This window comes from Pseudomonadales bacterium, from assembly GCA_024234435.1.
In the GTDB taxonomy this organism is placed as follows: domain Bacteria; phylum Pseudomonadota; class Gammaproteobacteria; order Pseudomonadales; family Porticoccaceae; genus JACKOF01.
Genome location: JACKOF010000001.1, coordinates 1396484 through 1419373 on the forward strand (window position 1 = coordinate 1396484; position 22890 = coordinate 1419373).

The 22890-nt window shown below is 50.6% G+C and carries 19 protein-coding genes; all 19 read right to left on the reverse strand.

From position 1 onward, the window contains the following. The 19 genes from H7A02_06515 to rpsB all read right to left on the reverse strand — a co-directional run bounded on the left by H7A02_06515 (window position 1) and on the right by rpsB (window position 22630). Complete coding sequence (locus H7A02_06515) at window positions 1-1629, reverse strand: CTP synthase (GenBank protein MCP5171898.1); 1629 nt, start codon at window positions 1627-1629, stop codon at window positions 1-3. Window positions 1630-1830: 201 nt separating this feature from the next. Continuing rightward, window positions 1831-3171 (reverse strand): tRNA lysidine(34) synthetase TilS, encoded by a 1341-nt coding sequence (gene tilS, locus H7A02_06520; GenBank protein MCP5171899.1) that lies wholly within the window; start codon window positions 3169-3171, stop codon window positions 1831-1833. Window positions 3172-3279: 108 nt separating this feature from the next. Beyond that, the gene (locus H7A02_06525; GenBank protein MCP5171900.1) at window positions 3280-4230 is read right to left on the reverse strand and encodes an acetyl-CoA carboxylase carboxyltransferase subunit alpha; all 951 of its coding nucleotides are present in this window, start codon (window positions 4228-4230) and stop codon (window positions 3280-3282) included. A gap of 120 nt (window positions 4231-4350) precedes the next feature. Beyond that, window positions 4351-7848 (reverse strand): DNA polymerase III subunit alpha, encoded by a 3498-nt coding sequence (gene dnaE, locus H7A02_06530; protein ID MCP5171901.1) that lies wholly within the window; start codon window positions 7846-7848, stop codon window positions 4351-4353. 143 nt (window positions 7849-7991) lie between these two features. Then, entirely contained in the window at window positions 7992-8603 is a 612-nt protein-coding gene (gene rnhB / locus H7A02_06535; protein MCP5171902.1) for a ribonuclease HII, read from the reverse strand. A gap of 11 nt (window positions 8604-8614) precedes the next feature. Then, entirely contained in the window at window positions 8615-9787 is a 1173-nt protein-coding gene (lpxB, locus tag H7A02_06540) for a lipid-A-disaccharide synthase (GenBank protein MCP5171903.1), read from the reverse strand. Window positions 9788-9791: 4 nt separating this feature from the next. Further along, window positions 9792-10562 carry an acyl-ACP--UDP-N-acetylglucosamine O-acyltransferase gene (gene lpxA, locus H7A02_06545; GenBank protein ID MCP5171904.1) on the reverse strand — a complete coding sequence of 257 codons (771 nt, stop codon included), beginning with the start codon at window positions 10560-10562 and terminating at the stop codon, window positions 9792-9794. 27 nt (window positions 10563-10589) lie between these two features. Next, the gene (gene fabZ / locus H7A02_06550) at window positions 10590-11024 is read right to left on the reverse strand and encodes a 3-hydroxyacyl-ACP dehydratase FabZ (protein MCP5171905.1); all 435 of its coding nucleotides are present in this window, start codon (window positions 11022-11024) and stop codon (window positions 10590-10592) included. A gap of 43 nt (window positions 11025-11067) precedes the next feature. Continuing rightward, on the reverse strand, window positions 11068-12090 hold the full coding sequence (gene lpxD, locus H7A02_06555; protein MCP5171906.1) for a UDP-3-O-(3-hydroxymyristoyl)glucosamine N-acyltransferase: 1023 nt from the start codon (window positions 12088-12090) through the stop codon (window positions 11068-11070). Window positions 12091-12110: 20 nt separating this feature from the next. Next, window positions 12111-12632, reverse strand: a complete 522-nt coding sequence (locus H7A02_06560) for an OmpH family outer membrane protein (protein MCP5171907.1) — start codon at window positions 12630-12632, stop codon at window positions 12111-12113. Window positions 12633-12698: 66 nt separating this feature from the next. Continuing rightward, window positions 12699-15056, reverse strand: a complete 2358-nt coding sequence (bamA, locus tag H7A02_06565) for an outer membrane protein assembly factor BamA (protein MCP5171908.1) — start codon at window positions 15054-15056, stop codon at window positions 12699-12701. Window positions 15057-15102: 46 nt separating this feature from the next. Beyond that, window positions 15103-16467 (reverse strand): RIP metalloprotease RseP, encoded by a 1365-nt coding sequence (rseP, locus tag H7A02_06570; GenBank protein ID MCP5171909.1) that lies wholly within the window; start codon window positions 16465-16467, stop codon window positions 15103-15105. 31 nt (window positions 16468-16498) lie between these two features. After that, window positions 16499-17698 (reverse strand): 1-deoxy-D-xylulose-5-phosphate reductoisomerase, encoded by a 1200-nt coding sequence (locus H7A02_06575; protein ID MCP5171910.1) that lies wholly within the window; start codon window positions 17696-17698, stop codon window positions 16499-16501. An 11-nt stretch (window positions 17699-17709) separates the two neighbouring features. Continuing rightward, entirely contained in the window at window positions 17710-18552 is an 843-nt protein-coding gene (locus H7A02_06580) for a phosphatidate cytidylyltransferase (protein ID MCP5171911.1), read from the reverse strand. Continuing rightward, window positions 18545-19318: a di-trans,poly-cis-decaprenylcistransferase gene (uppS, locus tag H7A02_06585; GenBank protein ID MCP5171912.1), complete on the reverse strand. Its 774-nt coding sequence runs from the start codon at window positions 19316-19318 to the stop codon at window positions 18545-18547. The genes H7A02_06580 and uppS overlap by 8 nt, the downstream gene beginning before the upstream one ends. A 30-nt stretch (window positions 19319-19348) precedes the next feature. Continuing rightward, complete coding sequence (gene frr / locus H7A02_06590; GenBank protein MCP5171913.1) at window positions 19349-19906, reverse strand: ribosome recycling factor; 558 nt, start codon at window positions 19904-19906, stop codon at window positions 19349-19351. A gap of 105 nt (window positions 19907-20011) precedes the next feature. After that, window positions 20012-20749, reverse strand: coding sequence for a UMP kinase (pyrH, locus tag H7A02_06595; protein MCP5171914.1), 738 nt, complete (start codon window positions 20747-20749; stop codon window positions 20012-20014). A 139-nt stretch (window positions 20750-20888) separates the two neighbouring features. Further along, window positions 20889-21752, reverse strand: a complete 864-nt coding sequence (locus H7A02_06600) for an elongation factor Ts (protein MCP5171915.1) — start codon at window positions 21750-21752, stop codon at window positions 20889-20891. A 113-nt stretch (window positions 21753-21865) separates the two neighbouring features. After that, the gene (gene rpsB / locus H7A02_06605) at window positions 21866-22630 is read right to left on the reverse strand and encodes a 30S ribosomal protein S2 (protein ID MCP5171916.1); all 765 of its coding nucleotides are present in this window, start codon (window positions 22628-22630) and stop codon (window positions 21866-21868) included. Window positions 22631-22890: the final 260 nt, after the last annotated feature.

A 22890-nucleotide genomic window follows, 5' to 3' on the forward strand; every position in this document is an offset into this window, starting at 1 on the left:
CTACCTGCTCTCAGCCCGATAAGCCAGCGCCGCTCGAACAAAGCCGGTAAACAGCGGATGACCATCGCGAGGACTGGACGTAAACTCAGGGTGAAACTGGCAGGCAAAAAACCAGGGGTGCCCTGGCAAACCAATTGTTTCGACCAGCGTACTGTTCTCGGACCAGCCGCCAACTTCGAGCCCTGCCTCTTCCAGCTGGGGAACAAAGTTATTATTCACCTCGTAGCGATGACGATGCCGTTCAAGAACCGTATTGGCACCATAGATTTCATGGCTCATCGTGCCTGGCACCAAGTGGCTGTATTGCGCGCCAAGGCGCATAGTGCCACCCATATCTGAATCTTCCGAACGGGTTTCAATATTGCCGTCGGCGTCGACCCATTCAGTAATCAGGCCAATAACAGGCGCAGGAGTGCCCAAATCAAATTCTGTACTGTTAGCTGCCCGCAAACCCGCCACATTGCGCGCGTATTCAATAACAGCCACCTGCATGCCCAGACAAATTCCCAGATAGGGGATTCGATTTTCACGCGCGTACGTAACGGCTTTGATCATGCCCTCAACACCCCGCTCACCAAAACCGCCAGGAACAAGAATAGCGTCGGCGCCCTCGAGCAATGACATATCCTTTTCCAACCGTTCGGAATCAATGTAATTCACATTCACTTTTGTCTGAGTGTGAATGCCGGCATGTATTAAGGCTTCGTTCAATGACTTGTAGGCATCCAGTAGTTCCATGTACTTGCCAACCATGGCAACTGTTACCTGCTGCTTCGGGTTAAGATGGTTTTCTGTCACCCAATCCCAGGCGCTGAGATCCGCCTCGTGGCAGTCCAGTTGCATACGGTCAACAATATATTGATCAAGGCCACGGTTCTGCAAATCATGGGGAATGGCGTAGATAGTTTTCGCATCAAGCAGGGAAATCACCGCTCGCTCTTCCACATTGGTAAACAATGCAATTTTTTTGCGCTGGCCTTCCTCAAGTTCCACTTCTGAGCGACACAGCAATATATCGGGCTGCAACCCGATCGAGCGTAATTCTTTAACCGAGTGCTGGGTTGGCTTGGTTTTGGTCTCACCAGCGGTGGCAATATAGGGCACCAGAGTGAGATGCATCAGTACCGACCGCTTGTAACCCAATTCAACTTTCAGCTGTCGAATTGCCTCCAGAAAAGGTTGTGACTCAATATCACCTACTGTGCCGCCCACTTCAACAATAGCGACATCGTAACCCTCACCGCCAGCCAACACCCGACGTTTGATCTCATCGGTTACGTGAGGAATTACCTGCACAGTTCCACCAAGATAGTCGCCCCTGCGCTCACGCCGCAAGATGGTTTCATAAACCTTGCCACTGGTGAAATTATTGCGCTTGCTCATTTTTGAAGACAGAAAGCGCTCATAGTGACCAAGGTCGAGGTCTGTCTCGGCACCATCTTCGGTAACAAACACTTCGCCGTGTTGAAACGGGCTCATGGTGCCTGGATCAACGTTCAAATAGGGGTCGAGTTTAAGGATGGTAACGTTCAGGCCTCGAGCCTCGAGAATAGCACCCAGAGATGCCGAGGCGATGCCTTTTCCAAGCGAAGAAACAACACCACCTGTCACAAAAATAAACCTTGTCATGAAAGCCCTATTATCTGAACGATTACACTGGAAAGCAGTGCCGGAATTTTTTTCGCAACAACCATGCCGGATACGCCAAGGGTAAAATCAGTGGGGCAATAGCTGTCTCAAGATGGGAAGCCAGACTACCAGAAAGGGCGTCTTACCTCAACGAAAAGTCTCAATGAAAACGCTTGAAAAAGAGGTGGACTCCCTAAAAAATCATTGCCGAAAACGCGGGTCCGGCACCCAGCTCAACTGCCAGCCCGACTCATCCACTCCAGCCTGAAAACCCTCACAAACCCATAAGTCTGCGACAGCCACCAATTGACGATTCACGTAAATCAATGGTGCACAATCCCTCAACCAGGGTTCAAGGTGAGTCTGCTGGAGCAACTTTTTTAGCGTATTCGAGGCACTGCGCCCAGCCGGGCGACATCGCTCCCCCCCCTGTCGACAGCAAACCTCTACTCTGCTGCCTGCTACTATTTTCAAACCGCCTCCCTTTGTTGGACAGGCAGACAAAGAACCACCGCCAGGCAGTGACAGCCAATGATCAATATTCCAGGGTATAACACCATCAAAATGGAACGTTGAAACAGCCACATCCGGCATCATATAGATTCGCTCGCCGAATCGCCGCAAGACCGTATCACCCCAACTTACTTTCGGGGCTGCATCCTGTCTGGCGAGAAATAATTCGCGCTCAACCGTTGTCAATACTTTGTGGCCTGGCAGTGACTGCTGATGGCGACTCGCCCAGTAACGCAACACATTACTGCGCCTGAATAAGGGTAAATCGAGCAGTTCTGGAAAGGCTATGCTCCATCCCAGTCGCTCCTGTCGCTCTGAAAGGAGTTCGAAATCATTTTCGGCAACTTCATCCAGCAATTGGCTTGCCTCATCACAAAGTGAAGCGCTGTGGGAAATCCGCTGTGTGTAATCCGGCCAGCGGTCTGCCATTGCCGGAATCACTTGATGGCGCAGAAAATTCCGGTCGAAATCAATAGCAAAATTACTCTCATCCTCGATCCAGGCCAGCTGATGATGGCGCGCGTAGTTTTCCAGCTGATTGCGGGAATACAGCAACAAAGGCCTTATCAGCTCTCCTCTACCGAGCTTGCGCTGCCGAGGAATACCCGCCAGGCCTTTCACTCCGGATCCTCGCAGCAAGCGGTACAAAACCGTTTCCACCTGATCGTCGGCATGATGGCCCATCAAGAGTAACTCGCCCTCCTGTAGCAGCTTTTCAAAAACGGCATAACGCGCGTTCCGAGCCGCCTGCTCCAGCCCCAGCCCTGCGCTGTCGACAGACACCGCCTCACTGATCAGATTAACCCCAAGGCTTTCACACTGATGTTGGCAATGCTGCCCCCACTGATCCGCATTAGCAGACAGTTGATGGTTAATATGGATGGCAGTAATTTTCTCTTTGCCCAGCAATTGCACCAACGCGTGCAACAAGACATGGGAGTCCAGGCCACCACTATAGGCAACATAACAGTGCCCTGCGGCGCGAAACTGCCTCAGGTGCACCGCCAGACAATCGGCGTTAAAAGACATGTCGCTCAGAAAACCATCCTGCAATAAAAATGACGTTCACAAGTAAAGTGTAACGCAAAAGAAAAAGCCGACGTTAAAACGTCGGCTCCCGCTCCGGCAACCTCATCCCTAACCGTTACCATAGCTCATCAAACGGTCGTAACGTTTTTTGAGCAGATCGTCCAGAGGCTCTTTCTGCAATCGATCCAGCTGCTCTACCAAAGCCTTTTTAAGGCTCTGAGCCATCTTATCAATATCTCTGTGGGCTCCACCAAGCGGCTCAGGAATGGTTTGGTCAACAATGCCAAGTTGTTCCAATACCGATGAAGTAACACCCATCGCCTCTGCAGCATCGGGTGCTTTCTCGCTGGTTTTCCAGATAATGTTGGCACAGCCTTCGGGAGAAATCACAAAATAGGTGGCGTATTGCAGCATATTCAACCAGTCACCCACGCCTATGGCCAGCGCGCCACCCGAGCTGCCTTCGCCAATCACCGTACAAATCATAGGAGTCCTGAGGCTGGACATTACTGCCAGGTTTTCTGCCACAGCCTCACTGATGCCCCGCTCTTCCGAATCAATACCCGGATAAGCGCCTGGCGTATCAATTAAAGTGAGCACCGGCATTTTGAATCGCTCGGCCATTTTCATCAGCCGCTTTGCCTTGCGGTAACCCTCCGGCTTGGGCATACCAAAATTACGATACACTTTTTCTGTAACACCGCGGCCTTTTTCTTCGCCAATAACCATCACTGGGCGACCTTCAAGTCGGGCCACACCACCGACAATGGCCTTATCATCACCAAACTGACGATCACCGTGCAGCTCTTCAAAATCTGTGAAAATACGGTTGATATAGTCCATCGCATATGGACGCTGTGGGTGACGGGCCACCTGTACAACCTGCCAGGACGATAAATCCTTGTAAATACTTTCGGTGAGCTTGCGAGACTTGCCACGAAGCTTGGAAACTTCTTCAGAAATATTCAGATCATTGTCATTGCCAACCAACTGCAGCTCTTCTATTTTTGCTTCCAGCTCTGCAATCGGTTGCTCAAAATCCAGGTAATTCAAATCCATAGGAAGTTTTTCTCTCTCATCGTGCGCTTTTCGGGCAAAGCCATATTAATGGGGCATTATAACCGCCTAATTTACTATTCCAGGAAAAATTTAGCCATAAGTTCTTTTCACCGCACACCATCAACGAAAATTCAACTCCACACTGTTGATACCATACTGCTCCCGCAACCTGTGTAACAGCTCGTCTTCCGGGTTTACCGCCCAATCCTTGCCGAGGGCAATTTCCCCAACGGCCTGCCCCTGATTATAGACAACCCGCAGTGGGCACTGCCCTGTCCGGTAAGGCATCACAGTTTCAACCAGCTGATCCACACCGTTACCGTTAAGCTGAGTGGCACTGACCTTTACAGAAATGCTTTTCAGGTACGTGGTACGGGCTTCATGGAGGGTTTTGACTTGCATGGCACGCATTTTCAGGCCACCGCTATAATCGTCTTCGCTCACCACTCCTTCGATGACCAGCAGCGCATCCTTGGCAATTTTTTCGCGATGCTCATTAAACGCTTCGGCAAAAACAGCCACCTCAATACGTCCGCTGCGATCATCCACCACCAGAAAAGCCATATTGTCGCCGCGCTTGTTCTTCATTGTTCGCATGCCAACTACCAGGCCCGCTACCAGCTGACCTTCTCTGGAAGGCTTTAAATCCACAATTCTGCCACCCACAAAGTGGGTCAGTTCTTCCGCGTACTCATCCACCGGGTGACCCGTCAGGTATAGCCCCAGGGTGTCTTTCTCACCGCTGAGTCTCTCCTTGGCCTTAAAAGCCCTGATAGAGCGAAAGCTCTGATAACCTACTTCCGGAGCACTTTCCACAACACTGGCTCCGAATAAATCGCTCATTCCACTATTGGTATTCCGGGTATGTTGCTCGGCAAGTTTGACCGCTTCCTCCATGGCTGCAAGCATCACTGCTCGGCGATAACCTATCTCGCCATCCGGCCCTATTTCATCCAGAGCGCCGGAGCGAATCAGGGCCTCAAGTGCTCTCTTGTTGACCTTACGGGCATCAACCCGGGCACAGAAATCAAACAAATCCTTGAAGGCACCCCCTGACTGACGAGCGGCGATAATACTTTCTACCGGACCTTCTCCTAGCCCCTTAATGGCTCCCAGCCCGTAAATCACCTCGCCTTTGTCAGATACGGTAAAGGAGAACTCACCCCGGTTCACATCCGGTGGCAATAAAGGCAGACTCAGGTTGTGGCATTCATCTACCAGAGTCACCACCTTGTCGGTATTCTGCATATCAGCAGACATAACCGCCGCCATGAACTGTGAGGGGTAGTGAGCCTTTAGCCAGGCTGTCTGGTAAGCAAGTAGCGCATATGCGGCAGAGTGGGATTTGTTAAATCCGTAGCCGGCAAATTTTTCCATCAAATCAAAAATATTGCTGGCAAGTTCTTTCTCAAAGCCTTGCTTCTCGGCGCCAGCCATAAACAACTCGCGCTGCTTGGCCATTTCTTCCGGCTTTTTCTTACCCATTGCACGACGCAACAAGTCAGCACCGCCCAGCGTATAACCACCCATAACCTGAGCAATTTGCATGACCTGCTCCTGGTAAAGAATGATGCCATAGGTCGGTTCCAGTACTGGCTTCAGTGTTTCGTGCTGGTATTTCGGGTGCGGATAGGCAAGCTCTGCACGCCCATGTTTACGGTTGATAAAGTCATCCACCATGCCGGATTGCAGCGGCCCCGGCCGAAACAGCGCCACCAGTGCCACAATGTCTTCAAAACAGCCTGGCTCCACCCGCTTGATCAGGTCTTTCATACCGCGTGATTCCAGCTGGAACACTGCCGTTGTTTCAGCCCGCTTCATCAATCCGTAGGTCAGCACATCGTCCAGTGGTATTGATTCAATGGTAATCGGCTCCTCACCCTGCACCTGACGATATTGATTCACCATTGCCACAGCCCAATCAATGATGGTGAGTGTTCTCAAACCAAGAAAATCAAACTTGACCAGCCCGGCCTGCTCGACATCATCTTTATCAAACTGGGTAACCAGCCCCTCTCCAGCCTCATCACAGTACAGTGGCGAAAAATCGGTTAGCCGGGTCGGGGCAATCACAACTCCACCCGCGTGCTTGCCCACATTTCGGGTAATACCTTCCAGCTGCAGAGCCATTTCCCAGATACCCTGAGCTTCCTCGTCACTATCCAGAAACTCTTTGAGACGCTCTTCTTGCTGCAACGCTTTCTCAAGGGTCATACCAATATCAGGGGGAATCATTTTTGAAAGCTTGTCAGCCAGACCATAGGACTTACCCTGCACTCTGGCTACATCACGCACTACAGCCTTTGCTGCCATGGTGCCAAAGGTAATGATCTGGGATACCGCCTCACGACCATAGCGCTCAGAAACATAGGCGATGACCCTGTCCCTGTTGTCCATACAGAAATCAATATCAAAATCCGGCATGGAAACCCGTTCCGGGTTCAAAAACCGTTCAAAAAGCAAGTCATAGGCAAGCGGGTCCAGGTCGGTAATCTCCAGCGCATAAGCAACCAGTGATCCGGCGCCAGAGCCTCGCCCCGGCCCCACGGGTATATCGTTTTGCTTGGCCCAGCGAATGAAATCCATCACGATCAGAAAATAACCGGGGAATCCCATCTGAATAATAATGTCGAGCTCAAAGCGAAGGCGCTCATCATAGGGTTTTCTACGCTCGGCATAGTCATCCGCATCACTGTCCAGAATAACAGACAACCGCTTTTCCAAACCTTCCTGGGAAACCTGTTCGAAAAAACCATTGATGGTCATCCCTTCGGGGATAGGGTATTCGGGCAGGAAGTAATTGCCGAGACTTAGCTCGAGATTACAGCGCTTGGCGATTTCAACGCTGTTCTGCAATGCTTCGGGAATATCGCTAAACAGATCCGTCATTTCCTCCACAGAGCGGAAATACTGCTGATCACTGTAGCGCCGCTCTCGACGAGGGTCATCCAGAGCACGTCCTTCACGAATACAGACTCTGGCTTCATGCGCTTCGAACTGCTCGGCATCAAGGAAACGCACATCATTGGTCGCCACCACCGGACAGTTGTTTATTTCTGCCAGCGACACGGCCGCATGGAGGTAATCTTCCTCTTCATCACGCCCGGTCCGACACAGCATCAGATAGAGGCGCTCAGGAAAATGCTCTGCCCAGAACTGCAACAGCTCTGAAGCCTGCTCCTGACGACCGGAAAGCAGTGCCTGTCCGACATCGCTTTCTCGCCCCAGCAATATCAACAATCCCTCGGCATTCTCGGCAAGCCATTGACGCTGTACCAGGGGTTTACCCTGCACCTGCCCTTCCAGATACGCTCGAGAAATCAATGTGGTGAGGTTCTTGTAGCCAGCGCCATTCTGCACCAGCAACGTGACACCTGAGGGTAACGCATCAGGCAACGGGTTTTCGACCAGTAGATCCGAGCCGCATACCGGCTTGATACCGACCTGCTGCGCAGCCTTGTAAAACTTCACTAACGCATAGAAATTACATACATCAGTAATGGCCACAGCGGGCATACCAAGGCTTGCGGCACGCTCTACCAGCGGCTTAACTCGCACCATGCCGTCCACCAGCGAATATTCACTATGCAGACGGAGATGTACAAAGCTTGGTTCCATTAAATTCCGGATTCCTGATTGACCCGACTACACATCGGTTGCGGTATTCAAAAGACAAAAGTCAGTGGCAGAACATTCTAGATCAATGCACTGAGTAATCAATGCCTGTTGTCACTAACGGTGACAACTGACCAGCAAGTATTTCAATAAAATCCTGCTTGCTTGGGCAACAGCATGCTTTTCACCGGTTCAAAACTGCGCCGGTGTACCGGTGTCGGCCCGCGTTCCCGCAAGGCGTCAAGGTGTTGGCGAGTGCCGTAACCTTTATGATTGCTGAAACCGTAGCCGGGATACTGTTGATCCAGGCCACACATCTCGGCGTCTCTCACCACCTTGGCAAGAATTGACGCAGCACTGATCGCCGGAATTTTACTGTCACCTTTTACCACAGCTTCAGAAGGGTAAGACCATTTGGGCAGACGATTGCCGTCAACCGCAACATATTCAGGCTGTACTTCCAGCCCCTGGACGGCCCGATACATGGCCATCATGGTAGCCTGCAGAATATTAAACCGATCAATCTCTTCCACAGAGCAACGGGCAATATGCCAGCAAATCGCTTTCTGCCGAATTTCATCAAATAACTGTTGCCTGCGTTTAGCTGTCAGTTTTTTTGAATCAGCAAGGCCCTCAACGGGATTGTCTGCATCGAGAATTACTGCGGCAGTCACGACGTCTCCCGCCAGAGGCCCCCGTCCAACCTCATCGACACCGGCTAATAAAGAACCACTGTAGTCCAGAGAATAACTGTTTATAGTGCCACCACTCACAGGGCCTCATCATCGCCTTTTGCCGAATCACCAACAAGCATTCCAGACAACACCTTCGCAGCTCTGGCGTTACCACCCTGCTGAAGCTGGCGATGGAGTTCCAGATAGATCTCCTGTAAAGCCGAGGCTTTTTCTTTGTCGGTCAATAACGGCAGCAACTCAGCACTCAACCGCTCTACTGTCGCATCGCTCTGTATGCATTCGGGTACCAGCATTTTAGCTGCCAGCAGGTTGGGCAGAGAAATATAGGGAACCTTGATCATTTTTGAAAAAATACGGTACGACATATTACCCATTCGGTAACTCACTACCATTGGCTTTTTCAACAACATCGCTTCCAGAGCTGTCGTTCCCGAGGCCAATAACACCGCATCTGCCGCAGCCATTGCCTGATGAGAGTTCCCGTTCAGCAGTTTCACTGGCAACTCAGGGAAGTCTCTGAGCTGTTCCTCAATTTGTTGGCGGCGTGCAGCATTCGCGGCTGGAATCACCAGTAACAATCCCGGAATTTTCTGTTGGCAGTGACGAGCCACTTCCAGAAACAGCGTACCCAGTTGTGCCACCTCGGAAGCGCGACTGCCGGGCATGATTGCCAGAACAATGGCATCGACAGGCAAATCAAGCGCTTGTCGGGCGGCAGCGGTATCATTTTCAAATGGAATCTCTTCAGCAAGAGGGTGGCCGACGAATGTTACTGGCACCCGATACTGCCGGTAAAAATCTGCTTCAAAAGGCAGCAGTGTCAACATTCTATCAACGGCTTTGGCAATCTTACGGATTCTTCCCTGCCGCCAGGCCCAGACCGATGGACTGACATAATGGGCTGTTTTGATACCCCTTCGTCGCAGTCTCAATTCCAGCCCAAGATTAAAATCCGGGGAGTCGATACCGACAACCAGATCAAATTGATGGGAAATAAAATAATGAAACAACCGTCGCCGGATGCGCAGCAGCTCCGGCAGTCGTTTTAATGGCTCCACCAATCCCATGACCGACAGACGTTCCATGGGAAACAAAGAGCGGAAGCCTTGCTGCTGCATTTTTGCGCCACCGATGCCAACAAACTCGGCATCAGGGAAGTATTTTTTCAGGTTGGAAATAAGTCCTGCACCCAACTGGTCGCCAGATGCCTCTCCAGCGACCACCCCTATCCTGAAAACTTTAGGCATAGTATTAGCGGGTAATGCCCCGCTTTGACGCAAGTATCGAATCAACAAAAACCTGTACTTCCGGATACTCGCGGGCTAAAGGGGTTATCTCTGAAATAGCCTCGTCTATGGACAAACCTTTCCTGTAGACAATTTTATATGCCTTGGATATTGCGGCAATAGACTCCCGACTGAACCCCCTTCGCCTCAGACCTTCCTTGTTTATTGTTCTGGCACTGGCAGGATTCCCGGTTGCCGTCACATAGGCCGGGAGATCCTGTGTCAGAAAGGTGCCTGCACCGGCAAAACTGTGGGCACCGATATGAAGATACTGATGAACCAGTGTGTAACCCGACAAAATTGACCAGTCACCCAGGTGCACATGGCCGGCAAGAGCAACATTATTGACCAGAATACAGTGATGACCAATCACGCAGTCGTGGCCGACGTGGGCATAGGCCATAAACAGGTTGTGGTTACCGATTTTGGTCAGCGCGCTATCCTGAATCGTGCCACGATGGATGGTAACCCCTTCCCGGATAACGTTGTTGTCACCCATCTCCAGGCGCGTTGCTTCGCCCTGATACTTCAGATCAGGCGTGTCATCACCGATTGTGGAAAACTGGAATATGCGATTGTTCCGGCCAATGACGGTCGGCCCTTTTATCACAACATGAGAGCTGATCACTGTGCCTTCCGCTATCTCGACATCTGGGCCGATTATGGTCCAGGGGCCAATTTCAACGCCACTGGCAATCTTGGCCGAAGGGTCTATAACGGCGCGGGGATCTATCAACAGAAAAACCTCAGAGCTGACTGTATGTTAAGCAGGGCGCAGAGCACAAAGCAGCGTCGCCTCGCAAGCAAGCTCGCCATCCACTGTCGCTTTGACACCAAACCGCCAGATATCGCGCTTCGATGAAATCACCGTGGCTTCCATCACCAGGCGATCCCCGGGAACCACCTGGCGTTTAAAGCGAACACCATCGACACCAGCAAACAGGTACAGCAAATTGTCCTCGGCCTTTTTGCCTACTGTTGCAAAACCCAGCACTCCGGAAGTTTGCGCCATGGCTTCAATAATCATCACTCCGGGAAATATAGGTTTAGCCGGGAAGTGTCCGTTAAACACTTCCTCGTTGGCTGTAATATTTTTGTAAGCAACAATGCGATTACCTGGCTCCAGCTCCAGCACTCTGTCTACCAGTAAAAAAGGGTACCGGTGAGGCAGTAATTCCTTGATCTCATTGATGTTCATTGACTCTCCAAAGACGCGTAAATTCTGCGTTATCTCTTACTTTTTATTTGCCCGTTTGCTTTTCCAGAGCCTTTATCCTGCTATTCATGGCATCAAGCTGGTTAAACCGCACAGCATTTTTACGCCACTCTGACACTTTACTGGTTGGAATCCCTGAGGCGTAAACGCCTGGTTCACTTATCGATTTTGTCACGGTGGTATTGGCGCTAACGTGCACACCATCACACAGTGTCACATGACCCACGACACCGGCGCGACCGGCAAAAGTACAATTCCTGCCAATCACCGTACTCCCAGCCGAAGCTGAACAAGCGGCCATGGCAGTATTCTCACCTACTCTCACATTGTGAGCAATCATTACGTGGTTATCGATAATCACGCCATTTTCAATAACCGTGTCATCCAGCGCGCCACGATCAATCGTGGTGCAGGCACCAATTTCAACATTGTCACCAATCACCACACCACCCAGCTGGTAAATTTTCTGCCAGCCTGCTGGATTTTGTGCATAACCAAAACCGTCGGCACCGATCACTGTACCGCTGTGAATCCGCACATTATTGCCTATGGTAATCCCGTGATAAACACTGACATTGGCGAACAGGCGGCAATTTTCACCAATCAGGGAACCATCACCGATGCAGCAACCGGCACCGATAACACTGCCCGCCCCCACTTCGACATAAGGCGCCAGAACAGCATGAGCACCAATTGATGCACTGGGATGAACAACTGCTGATGCCGCAACAACGGCTGAAGGGTGAATGCCCGGCTCGCTTACTGGCGCGTCATCAAACAATGCTGACGCTATGGCGTAACCAAGGTAGGGGTTGTCCATCAGCAAGGCATTGCCCTCGAAGCTCTCTACCATCGACGGCGGCATAATCACCGCTGATGCCCTGGTGGAAGCCAGGTGCTTTCGATAGCTGTCTTTTGCAATAAAAGACAGATCGCCCTCACTGGCACCCTGAAGAGTATTCAGGCCGCTCAGAAGGCAATCCGCATCGCCCCTTATTTGCGCGCCAAGCCGTTCAGCTATTTGCTGTAATGAATACCCTCGAGACATAAATAAATTCAGCGAACTGTTTATTTGGTCTTTTTGTTAATCCGATCAGTCAGCTTTGAGGTCAAATCCAGTCCAGGAGCCGCGATCATGACAGCTTCAGCCGTTAACAATAAGGCGATGCTCTCTTCTTTCATTATTTCCTGCAGAGCTTCCGAGGCTTTTGGCTGCAATTCTTTGAGGATGCTGTTTTGCAGTTCATTGCTTTCAGCTTTGATTTTTCTCAGGGCCAGATCCCTGTCTGCCTTGATATATTCCACTTTGCGTTGAAATTCTGCAGCCTGGTCCTGCGTCATGGTCATGCTTTTCGCTTCTGCCTCTTTCTGCAATGCCTGCAAATCAGCAGAGGTAGAATCAATAGTCGCCTGCAGCGAAGCAAAACTCGATTGCTGTTTCAGCTGTGCAAGCCGGGCCTTTGCCACATCGGTGGAAAAAATTGCCCGGCCAAAATCAACCACAGCTATTTTACCTTCCTCGGCGAAAGCTGTAGAGAAAAACAGGCTTGTCAGCATTACCAGTATCAGTTTAGTCAATCGTAAGTTCATTCTTTAATATCCTTGGTTATTCAAGCTAATTATGTAGCGGTGTAATTTATACAAAATGTCCGAGTATCAAAAAGTCTGCCCCAGAGAGAACTGGAATACTTCTTCGTCATCCTCATCACCGGAATTCAGCGGCTTGGCAATACTAAAGGTTATCGGGCCAAATCCACTGAGCCAGGTACCACCAACGCCCACCGAATAGCGCAATTCGCCAAGGTCCGGTTCGGCACAAAACTCAATAGGTTTGGAACCACAATCCGTATCGAATACGTTACCGGCATCAAAAAATACCGAAGCCTGCACACTGCGCTGATCCTTTATAAAGGGTACTGGAAAAATAATTTCCGCACCGCCCTGAACCAGCACGTTGCCACCAAACGGATCAGGATCGTCTATGACACTGCAGCCGGGATTTTCAGACTGGGAACTGCCATCTCTACATGCCGGGGTATCACGCGGCCCCAGCGTATTTTTCTCGAAGCCTCTGACGGAGCCAAAACCACCACCATAAAAGTTTTTAAAGAACGGTAGTCGTGAGGTTCCGCCATAACTGTCACCGTAACCCAGTTCAGTCTGCAGACGCAAAGTCAGATTTTTTATTAACGGACGGTAATACTGCGCTTCATAGGTTAAACGGTAGTATTCCATATCACTACCGGGCACCGACAACTCTGCTCTCAATTTCTGCTGGGAACCCCTGGTCGCAAAAACCCCTCTGTTAAGCGTGGACTGAATCCAGTTAAGGTTGGCGGTAAAAATATTGTAACTGTCACCGTTTTCTTCAATAAACTGATCAATTTCTTCGGCAACAAAGAACCCTGTGTCCAGAGTAAGGTTTTCAAACCCGATACCAAACCCCAATCGCTGGGTTTCAGAGAGAGGGTAACCATAATTAACACTGCCACCAAAACTGTCCGTAGTGTAATTGGAGAGATTTGCCTCTTCATAGTCACTGCTCCGGGCAAAAAGGTTAAACCCGGCGCTCACGCCGTCCTTGGTAAAATAAGGATCTGTATAGTTGAACGACAAATTGGTCTGATAAGTACTGCGATTAATACCAATACCGACACGGTCTCCAGTACCCAGAAAGTTGTTCTCCTGTAAATTGGCGCCCAGTACCAGCCCGTAACCTTGCGCAAAGCCAACGCTGGCACCAATGCTGCCGGAAGGCTGTTCTTCCACCGTATAGAACACATCCAGCTGGTCATTGGTTCCCGCTACAGGCCGGGTTTCAACCTCCACTTCTTTAAAGAACCCGAGACGATCCAGTCGTTCTTTGGAGTGCTCAATCAGGCCAGAGGAAGCAGAACCACCTTCCATCTGTCTCATTTCACGGCGCAGCACTTCATCGATGGTCTTGGTATTACCGCGAAACTCTATGCGACGAACGTAAGCGCGGTTTCCCGGGTTAACAAAGAAAGTGACCTTGGCCGTTTTTTCTTCCTCATTAATGTCGGGGTAACCGTTGACTTCAGCGAAGGTATAACCCTCGTTACCCAGGCGCTGCGTCATAAATTCACTGGTTTGGGTCATCAGCACCTGTGAGAACGTCTGCCCCTCCTGCAATAGCACCAGACGGCGCATTTCGGCCTCTGATACAACTAGATCCCCTGCCAGCTCGACCTTGTCAACCTTATATATATCGCCTTCAGTTACGTTAACGGTGATATAAACCGATTCCTTGTCAGGGCTGATAGCAACCTGGGTAGAATCGACAGAAAACCTCAAATAGCCGCGATCAAGATACCAGGATTCGAGCCGTTCGATATCGCCGGAAAGTTTTTCCTTCGAATACTTATCATCGCTGAATATCCAGGACAGCCAGTTTGTAGTCGCCAGCTCAAATTCATCCAGCAACTCATCCTCTTCAAAGGCGCGGTTGCCAACAATATTAATGTGCTTGATTTTCGCTTCGTCGCCTTCATCAATCACCAGTTTGATGGAAGTGCGGTTGCGCGGCAGCTCGGTGACTTCTGTCTCGATCAGAGCGCCATAACGGCCCTGAGCAACATATTGGCGGCTCAGTTCCTGAACCATACCTTCCAGGATAGACTCACGAAAGATCTGCCCCTCTGCCAGACCGTTGTCCCGCAAGGCATTCATCAGGTCTTCAGTCTTAATAACCTTGTTGCCCTCAATGACAATCTCCGACACCGCAGGCCGCTCCTTGAGCGCGACAATCAATACGCCGCCGTCACGGGCGATTTTAATATCGTCAAAATAACCGGTACGGAATAATCCTCGAGTAGCCTCCCGAACACTGTTTTCGTCAATCAGGTCACCCACATTGACCGGCATGGAAGAAAAAACCGTGCCGGCAGATACACGTTGCAAGCCTTCGATGCGGATATCTTCCACCTGAAAAACTTCAGCTCGTGTAAAAAAAGGAATAAAAATCAATAACAACAGGGGATATAAACGCTTCATCAGCAAACCAGTTTTCTCTATAATTTTTTAAACTTTTATTGTGAGGTTAGAGACGCATCAGATCATTGTATAGAGCCAACACCATCAGTCCAATCACCAAAAAAAGGCCTACTTTGAACCCAGCTAACTGGATTTTCTCGGAAACCGGCGATCCCTTCACCGCTTCAATAATGTAATAGGCCAGATGGCCTCCATCCAATACCGGTATTGGCAACAAATTCAATACACCGAGACTGACACTTAATAACGCCAAAAACCCCAGATAGGCAGATAATCCATATTGAGCCGAGGCGCCCGCCACTTTAGCAATGGTAATGGGTCCACTCAAGTGTTTTGCTGAAATCAATCCATTCAGCATCTTTTTCACTGAATCAAGAATCAACACGGAGGTAGCCCATGTTTGTTGCACAGCCTGGCTCAATGCACCCACTGGACCATAATGCTTCTCCCTGATCATATCCTCAGGCCATTCGGGGATCACCACCGACATCCCCACCTGCCCAATGGTTTCACCCTCTTCTCCGACGGCCTTGGCAGGCACAACTGATGTCATCATCAATTCACCATTGCGCTCAAATTCCACATCAATAACCTGCGCAGGGCGAGCTCGCACATAATCGACCCAGGTATGCCAACTGAGCATAGGCTCGCCATCAGCAGAAATAATCAAATCGCCCGTGCGCAAACCAGCCCGATCAGCTGCACCATCCGCAACGATGTCATTGGCCAACGGCACAATTTTGGGTTGAAACAGGGTTAACCCCAAGCCTTGTACCGGATCTGGCTCTGAAGCATCCGTCAACCACTCACTGAGTTGCCCTGTGAGGTGCAAGCGCGGGGAACTTGCTGCACTACCAGCATCCACCACTTCAAATTCCACGCTGCCTGTCTCACCCATGCGGCGCAACAGCTGCTGCTGCAATGCTTGCCAGGTAGGTGTTGCTTCACCATCAACCGCCACTATTTCGTGGCCCGGCTGCAAGCCAGCACGTGCGGCCACAGAGCCTGGTGCAACAGCGTCTACCACCGGCGCAACACCGGTAACACCCAACAGATAAACTATCCAGTAAGCGAGAATAGCCAACAGGAAATTAGCCACCGGGCCTGCCACCACTACAGCCATGCGCTGCCATACCGTCTTGCGGCTGAAAGCCGAAGGCAGATCAGCTTCAGCCACATCGCCTTCACGCTCATCAACCATCTTCACGTACCCGCCCAGAGGCAATGCCGCAATAACAAATTCGGTGCCGTGTCGATCATGCCACCTGACCAGCGGAGTTCCAAAACCCACTGAAAAGCGAATCACTTTTACACCACAGCGGCGCGCCACCCAGAAGTGCCCGAACTCGTGGAAGGTGACCAGTATTCCCAACGCAATAATGGTATAAAAAATAGTCTGCAATAATTCCATAGTTCGCTAACTGCCCGTTAAAATTTTTGAGTCAGGGTTGATTAACCCTTTCGGAAACCAGCGCTAACGCTGAGTTCCGGGCCTGAAGGTCCGCTTGTTTGATTGCGTCAAGGGTTATTGGTTCAGCATTCCAATCAGCACAAACAGCAGCATCCTTCATGACACCTGCAACCACTTCAGCTATCTGCATAAAGCCGATCGACTCGTCAAGGAACGCTGCGACGGCAATCTCGTTAGCCGCATTTAACACTGCTGGCGCAACCCCACCCAGTGCCGCAGCTTGCATAGCAAGCGCAAGGCAAGGGAAACGTTGTAAGTCCGGCGCTTCAAAAGCCAGCTGTCCAATGGCAACAATATCCAGCGGATCAACACCTGAATCCATTCTTTCAGGCCAGGCCAACGCGTGAGCAATAGGGGTTCGCATATCCGGGTTCCCCAACTGTGCAAGCACCGAACCATCCTGATAAGACACCATTGAATGCACAACACTTTGCGGGTGAATCACCACCTCAACCTGCTCGGGCGATACATCAAAAAGCCAACAGGCCTCTATCAGTTCCAGTCCCTTATTCATCATGGTGGCAGAGTCCACTGAAATCTTCCTGCCCATGTCCCAGTTGGGATGTGCACAAGCCTGTTCAGGAGTGACATCCGACAATGCCTGCAAAGCCGTATTGCGAAAAGGACCACCGGAGGCAGAGAGTAAGATCTTCGAAACACCGCCACGGTTCTTCTTGCCATAACCATCAGGCAGGCATTGAAAAATAGCGTTGTGCTCGCTGTCAACTGGCAGCAATACAGCACCCGATTTTTCAACCACATCCATAAAAACTGCGCCAGCCATCACTAGCACTTCCTTGTTCGCCAACAAAATTTTCTTTGCTGCTGCTGCGGCCGCCAGCGTTGGGTCCAGACCCGCAGCGCCCACTATCGCCGCCATGACCACATCAACTTCAGCGTGGCCCGCCACATAGGAAAGGTTTTCAACCCCGGAAAGCACTTCTGTTCTAAGATCATAGCCCTTGAGATGCTGTTCGAGCTCGGTCGCCCTCTCGCGATCAGCAACGACCGCATAACGCGGATTAACCGTTCGACATTGCACGGCGAGCTCGGCAATTCGGGAGTGCCCGGTTAAAGCAAAGACCTCAAAAGATTCAGGGTGACGAGCCAACACGTCGAGAGTACTGACGCCTATCGAGCCAGTAGCGCCAAGAATGGTTACTTTTTGCATGAAAGGTCCGATCAAAAACTGAGTCCGGTTACCAGCAGGAACAGCGAAAAAACCGGTAATGCTGCGGTAACGCTGTCAACCCGATCAAGAACACCGCCATGCCCTGGCAAGATATTGCCACTATCCTTAATTCCCCGATGCCGCTTCACCATACTCTCCAGCAAATCACCCAACACCGAAGCGCATGAAGTCACAACAATCACAACCAGCAACCAAGCCCCATCCCGGACGCTTAACGGTAGAAGTATTCCCAGCACGGCAGCCAAACCTACATTAGCCATCAATCCGCCTACAAAGCCTTCCCATGTTTTCCCCGGACTCACGCCTGGCGCCAGTTTGTGCCGACCAAACTTCCGGCCAGAAAAGTAGGCCCCGACATCAGCAAATACCACAATCAGAATAGCCATCAGCAGCAGCCAGCTACCATTAGGCAAGTGAATCAAGGCTACTACAGCAACCCAGGTAGGCAATAATACCAGAGCGCCCATGATACTACGCACCCAACAGCTACCCCACAGCAATTCATTGCCGGGATACCCCCTTACCAGGAAGAAAGCTATCAGCCACCACAGGCAGCCAGTCAACAGAAAACTTTTGACCACAGCAGTATTGAGCCCAGTCTGTATTGAGAAGCCGGTTAACCCCGCAACAACGATAAGTGCGACCAGCATTAACAGGGTATACACAGCGCGCCAGAACCAGCCTGGCAGGCCAGCCATATCAGACCATTCCCATGCTGCATAAACAACAACCAACCCAACACTAATGGCAAACACATGGGGTGACAACAGGAATAAACCCGAGAGGAATAAAGCACCGAGTAATAATGCCGTTATCACTCTTTGTCTAAGCACGCTTCATCTCCGCACCGGGCGATTTGGCTTCCACTTGATCGCCACTCAACCCGAAACGGCGCTGGCGACGATGAAAAGCTTCGACAGCCTGGTCAAACGCGGCGCCATCAAAGTCCGGCCAGTAACAATCGGCAAAATACAATTCGGCATAAGCCATTTGCCAAAGCATGAAATTGCTCAGACGATGCTCTCCCGCCGTACGGATACAGAGATCGACAGGGGGAAGGTCGCTGAGGCACACTTGCTGCTGCATCAGCTGCTCGGTAATATCCGCTGCCTGTAGCTGACCGCTTTGTACCTGCTCCGCCAGCTTTCTGGCAGCCTGGGTAATATCCCACCGACCGCCGTAATCCACAGCAAGCACCAGCGTTCTACTACCGGCTTTTGTATCTGATTCTGCTTTTTCAATCAGTTTCTGCAGCCTGGGACTAAAACGTTCACGACCACCAATAATCCTGAGGCACACACCTCTATCCTGCATGGCGGCAACTTCTTTTTTCAGGTAGGAGGTAAACAGAGACATCAGTGCACGAACTTCGTACGTTGGTCGCTGCCAGTTCTCACTGCTGAAAGCAAACAGCGTGACGACATCGACACTATGCCGCTCACAGGCATCCAGCACGTCGCGCACACGCTTCGCTCCCGCTTCGTGCCCGGCGGAACTGTTTAGCCCCCGTTGCTTTGCCCAGCGGTTATTACCGTCCATGATGATAGCCACATGCCTCAGTCCGGCAGCAACTTCAAGAGTGCTCTCAAGATTTTTCATTAATCAAGGCCTGCTTTTAACGCGAACGCGTTAAATTTCCATGAGGTCTTTTTCTTTAACCGCCAGCGCCTCGTCAATTTTGGCAATATAGCGGTCTGTGATTTTTTGAACATCATCCTGAGCACGCCGTTCGTCGTCCTCAGTAATCTCTTTTTCCTTCTGCAGTTCCTTGATATCCGACAGAACATCACGACGAATATTACGCACGGAAATTCTTGCGTTTTCAGCCTCCGATTTGGCCTGTTTGATGTAACCTTTGCGGGTTTCCTCTGTCAGGGCAGGCATGGGAATACGAATTAACTCACCCGTAGTTGCCGGGTTCAATCCCAGATCAGACTTCATAATCGCCTTTTCCACAGCCACCACCATGGACTTTTCCCAAACAGCGATGGACAGTGTACGCGCGTCCAGCACCGTCAGGTTACCAACCTGATTCAGAGGGGTAGCCACGCCGTAGTAATCCACGGTTAAACCATCCAGAATGCTGGGATGGGCCCGCCCGGTACGGATTTTATTAAATGCAGATCCCAGCGCTTCGACACTTTTGGTCATCCGCTCTTCGGCATCTTGTTTCAATTCTTTAATCATTTTCAATAACCCTTCTGAGTATTCCCGACTCAATATTTCTGTTCCGGTACGATTCTACTCTGAATCTTTTTTAATAACCGGATACTTCGATCATCAGTACATTTTTTATTCGATGCTTTCTTCGATCAGTGTCCCTTCATCGGCACCCTGCACTATCTTCAGTAAAGCGCCCTGCTTGGACATACGAAACACCCTGAGAGGCATGCAGTGCTCCCGGCACAAACAAATAGCAGTGAGGTCCATCACTCCCAGCTTCTTTTCCAGGGCTTCGTCGTAACTCAACCGCTGATATAACGTTGCACTACTATCCTTCATCGGGTCGGAGGAGTACACGCCATCAACCTTGGTTGCCTTCAACACGATATTTGCACCCACTTCTATTCCGCGCAAGCAGGCAGCGGAATCAGTGGTGAAAAACGGATTGCCTGTACCTGCAGAGAAAATCACCACGTCGCCACTATCCAGATAGCGCATCGCCGTACGGCGGTCATAGTGTTCTACCACACCACTCATGGGAATAGCCGACATCACCCTGGCGGAAATATTACTCCGATCGAGGGCATCGCGCATCGCCAAAGCATTCATCACTGTCGCCAGCATGCCCATGTGATCACCGGTAACACGCTCCATACCGGCAGCGCTAAGGGCCGCCCCCCGAAACAGGTTGCCACCACCAATCACCAAACCTACCTGAACACCAATACCAACCAGTTGACCAATCTCCAGAGCCATTCTGTCCAGTACTTTGGGGTCAATACCAAACCCTTCTGCCCCCATTAACTCTTCACCGCTCAGTTTGAGCAGAATACGTTTGTACTTTCTGTCGTGGCCACTTCCAGGCATATACGTCTCCGGATCAATATAACGTTTGTTTTGGCTTTGCTTTGGCTATCCCCCAAGCCTGCTAAAATCAGAGCTAACAGACTCTGGTCACCGCTGAATACTACGATAGCAAAAGGCGGGGTCAAGCCCCGCCTTTTCGTTAGCCTTGCGCTTTGACTTGCGCAGCCACTTCCGCGGCAAAATCCACTTCCTCAACCTCTATTCCTTCACCGACCTCAAAGCGGGTAAAGGCCAGTATCTCGGCACCAGCATCCTTGACAAGCTTACCAACCTTGATTTCAGGATCTTTAACGAACGCCTGTTCAACAAGGCTGTTTTCAGCCAGAAACTTGCTCATCCGTCCAATAATCATTTTTTCAATAATTTCTTCAGGCTTGCCACTTTCACGAGCCTGCGCCGCATAAATTTCCTTTTCCTTTTCAACGGCTTCGGCTGGCATATCTTCAGGTTTAACCACCTGCGGATTCACCGCCGCCACATGCATAGCCACATCCTTGGCAACTTCACCGTCTGCAGCGCTCAACGCCACCAGTACAGCAATCCTGTTATTACCATGCACATAGGCACCGACTACGGGCCCTTCCATGACTTCCACACGACGAACGCTGATATTCTCGCCAATTTTTTGTACTAAAGCCTGACGTGCTTCTTCAACTTGAGCCTGCAGCGCAGCAACATCAGTCACCTTGCCTGCAAATGCCTTGGCAACTACATCGCTAACAAATGCCAGGAATCCCTCGTCTCGGGCAACAAAGTCAGTTTCACTATTTACTTCAACCAGCACACCGTAACTGTTGTCATCTGCAATCTTGATGGATACAACACCATCCGCAGCAGTACGGCCAGCTTTCTTGGCTGCTTTCATACCACTGGACTTACGTAAATCTTCAATTGCCTTATCGATATCGCCATCAGCTTCAACAAGCGCCTTCTTGCACTCCATCATGCCGAGACCCGTACGCTCACGCAGTTCTTTAACCAAAGAGGCGGAAATTGCTGCCATTGATTGATCCTCACACTTTCACAAATTTAAAGATTTGGAAAAGGGGGCTTTGCCCCCTTTCATTACATTCTTACATTGCTGCCGGCGTTACCCGGCAGCAAATCAGGCGCCACCTAGCTTTTCGCTTCTTCGGCGGAACCTGCTTCGGCTTCCGCTTCAACTTCGACAAATTCGTCCTTGCTCGACGCAACGCCACCCTGCCCTTTACCTTCCAGAACAGCATCAGCCATAGCCGTGACGTACAATTTGACGGCGCGAATCGCGTCATCATTACCAGGAATCACATAATCAACACCATCAGGGTTGCTATTGGTGTCGACGACACCGATAACCGGAATACCCAGTTTGTTGGCTTCCTGCACAGCAATGCGCTCATGATCAACATCAATGACAAACAATGCGTCTGGCAAGCCACCCATGTCCTTGATACCACCGATAGAGTTTTCCAGCTTCTCCATTAAACGAGTGCGCATCAGCGCCTCTTTTTTAGTCAGCTTGTCGAAAGTGCCATCCTGACTTTGAGTCTCAAGATCGCGGTAGCGACGGATAGAAGCACGAATGGTTTTATAGTTGGTCAACATACCACCCAGCCAGCGGTGGCTGACATAAGGCATACCGGCACGATCGGCCTGCTCTTTGATGGTTTTTTGTGCCGCACGCTTGGTGCCGACAAAAAGAATTTTGTTACCGTTGGACGCCAATTGACGAACCATTTCGAGGGATTCATTAAACGCAGGAACAGTGTGCTCCAGATTGAGGATATGAATCTTGTTACGGGCTCCGAAAATGTACTGATCCATTTTGGGATTCCAGAAGCGGGTCTGGTGGCCAAAATGCACACCGGCCTGCAACATGTCACGCATACTTACAGTTGTCATAATTTCACCTTGTATTAGGGTTAAACCTCCACATATCCCACCGGCCAACCAAAACTCCGCAAAGGGAATTCCAGCACCCAGACAGATGTGCCGATATGTGTGTGTCGTTAAGTTTTATTGACTTCCGGGAACATTCGTAGAACCTCACAAATGCCCATATCCTGAAGCGGTGCGCTTTATACCATAAAGACAACAAACAAACCAGCCATAAAGAGACTCGATAGCCGAAGGGTATTGACCGCAATCAGGGCGACAATACA

Bases quoted from the DNA above. Each gene is read 5' to 3' on its own strand.
- H7A02_06515 (MCP5171898.1), bottom strand. From the start codon at position 1,629: ATGACAAGGTTTATTTTTGTGACAGGTGGTGTTGTTTCTTCGCTTGGA.
- tilS (MCP5171899.1), bottom strand. From the start codon at position 3,171: ATGTCTTTTAACGCCGATTGTCTGGCGGTGCACCTGAGGCAGTTTCGC.
- H7A02_06525 (MCP5171900.1), bottom strand. From the start codon at position 4,230: ATGGATTTGAATTACCTGGATTTTGAGCAACCGATTGCAGAGCTGGAA.
- dnaE (MCP5171901.1), bottom strand. From the start codon at position 7,848: ATGGAACCAAGCTTTGTACATCTCCGTCTGCATAGTGAATATTCGCTG.
- lpxB (MCP5171903.1), bottom strand. From the start codon at position 9,787: ATGCCTAAAGTTTTCAGGATAGGGGTGGTCGCTGGAGAGGCATCTGGC.
- fabZ (MCP5171905.1), bottom strand. From the start codon at position 11,024: ATGAACATCAATGAGATCAAGGAATTACTGCCTCACCGGTACCCTTTT.
- lpxD (MCP5171906.1), bottom strand. From the start codon at position 12,090: ATGTCTCGAGGGTATTCATTACAGCAAATAGCTGAACGGCTTGGCGCG.
- H7A02_06560 (MCP5171907.1), bottom strand. From the start codon at position 12,632: ATGAACTTACGATTGACTAAACTGATACTGGTAATGCTGACAAGCCTG.
- bamA (MCP5171908.1), bottom strand. From the start codon at position 15,056: ATGAAGCGTTTATATCCCCTGTTGTTATTGATTTTTATTCCTTTTTTT.
- rseP (MCP5171909.1), bottom strand. From the start codon at position 16,467: ATGGAATTATTGCAGACTATTTTTTATACCATTATTGCGTTGGGAATA.
- H7A02_06575 (MCP5171910.1), bottom strand. From the start codon at position 17,698: ATGCAAAAAGTAACCATTCTTGGCGCTACTGGCTCGATAGGCGTCAGT.
- uppS (MCP5171912.1), bottom strand. From the start codon at position 19,318: ATGAAAAATCTTGAGAGCACTCTTGAAGTTGCTGCCGGACTGAGGCAT.
- frr (MCP5171913.1), bottom strand. From the start codon at position 19,906: ATGATTAAAGAATTGAAACAAGATGCCGAAGAGCGGATGACCAAAAGT.
- pyrH (MCP5171914.1), bottom strand. From the start codon at position 20,749: ATGCCTGGAAGTGGCCACGACAGAAAGTACAAACGTATTCTGCTCAAA.
- H7A02_06600 (MCP5171915.1), bottom strand. From the start codon at position 21,752: ATGGCAGCAATTTCCGCCTCTTTGGTTAAAGAACTGCGTGAGCGTACG.
- rpsB (MCP5171916.1), bottom strand. From the start codon at position 22,630: ATGACAACTGTAAGTATGCGTGACATGTTGCAGGCCGGTGTGCATTTT.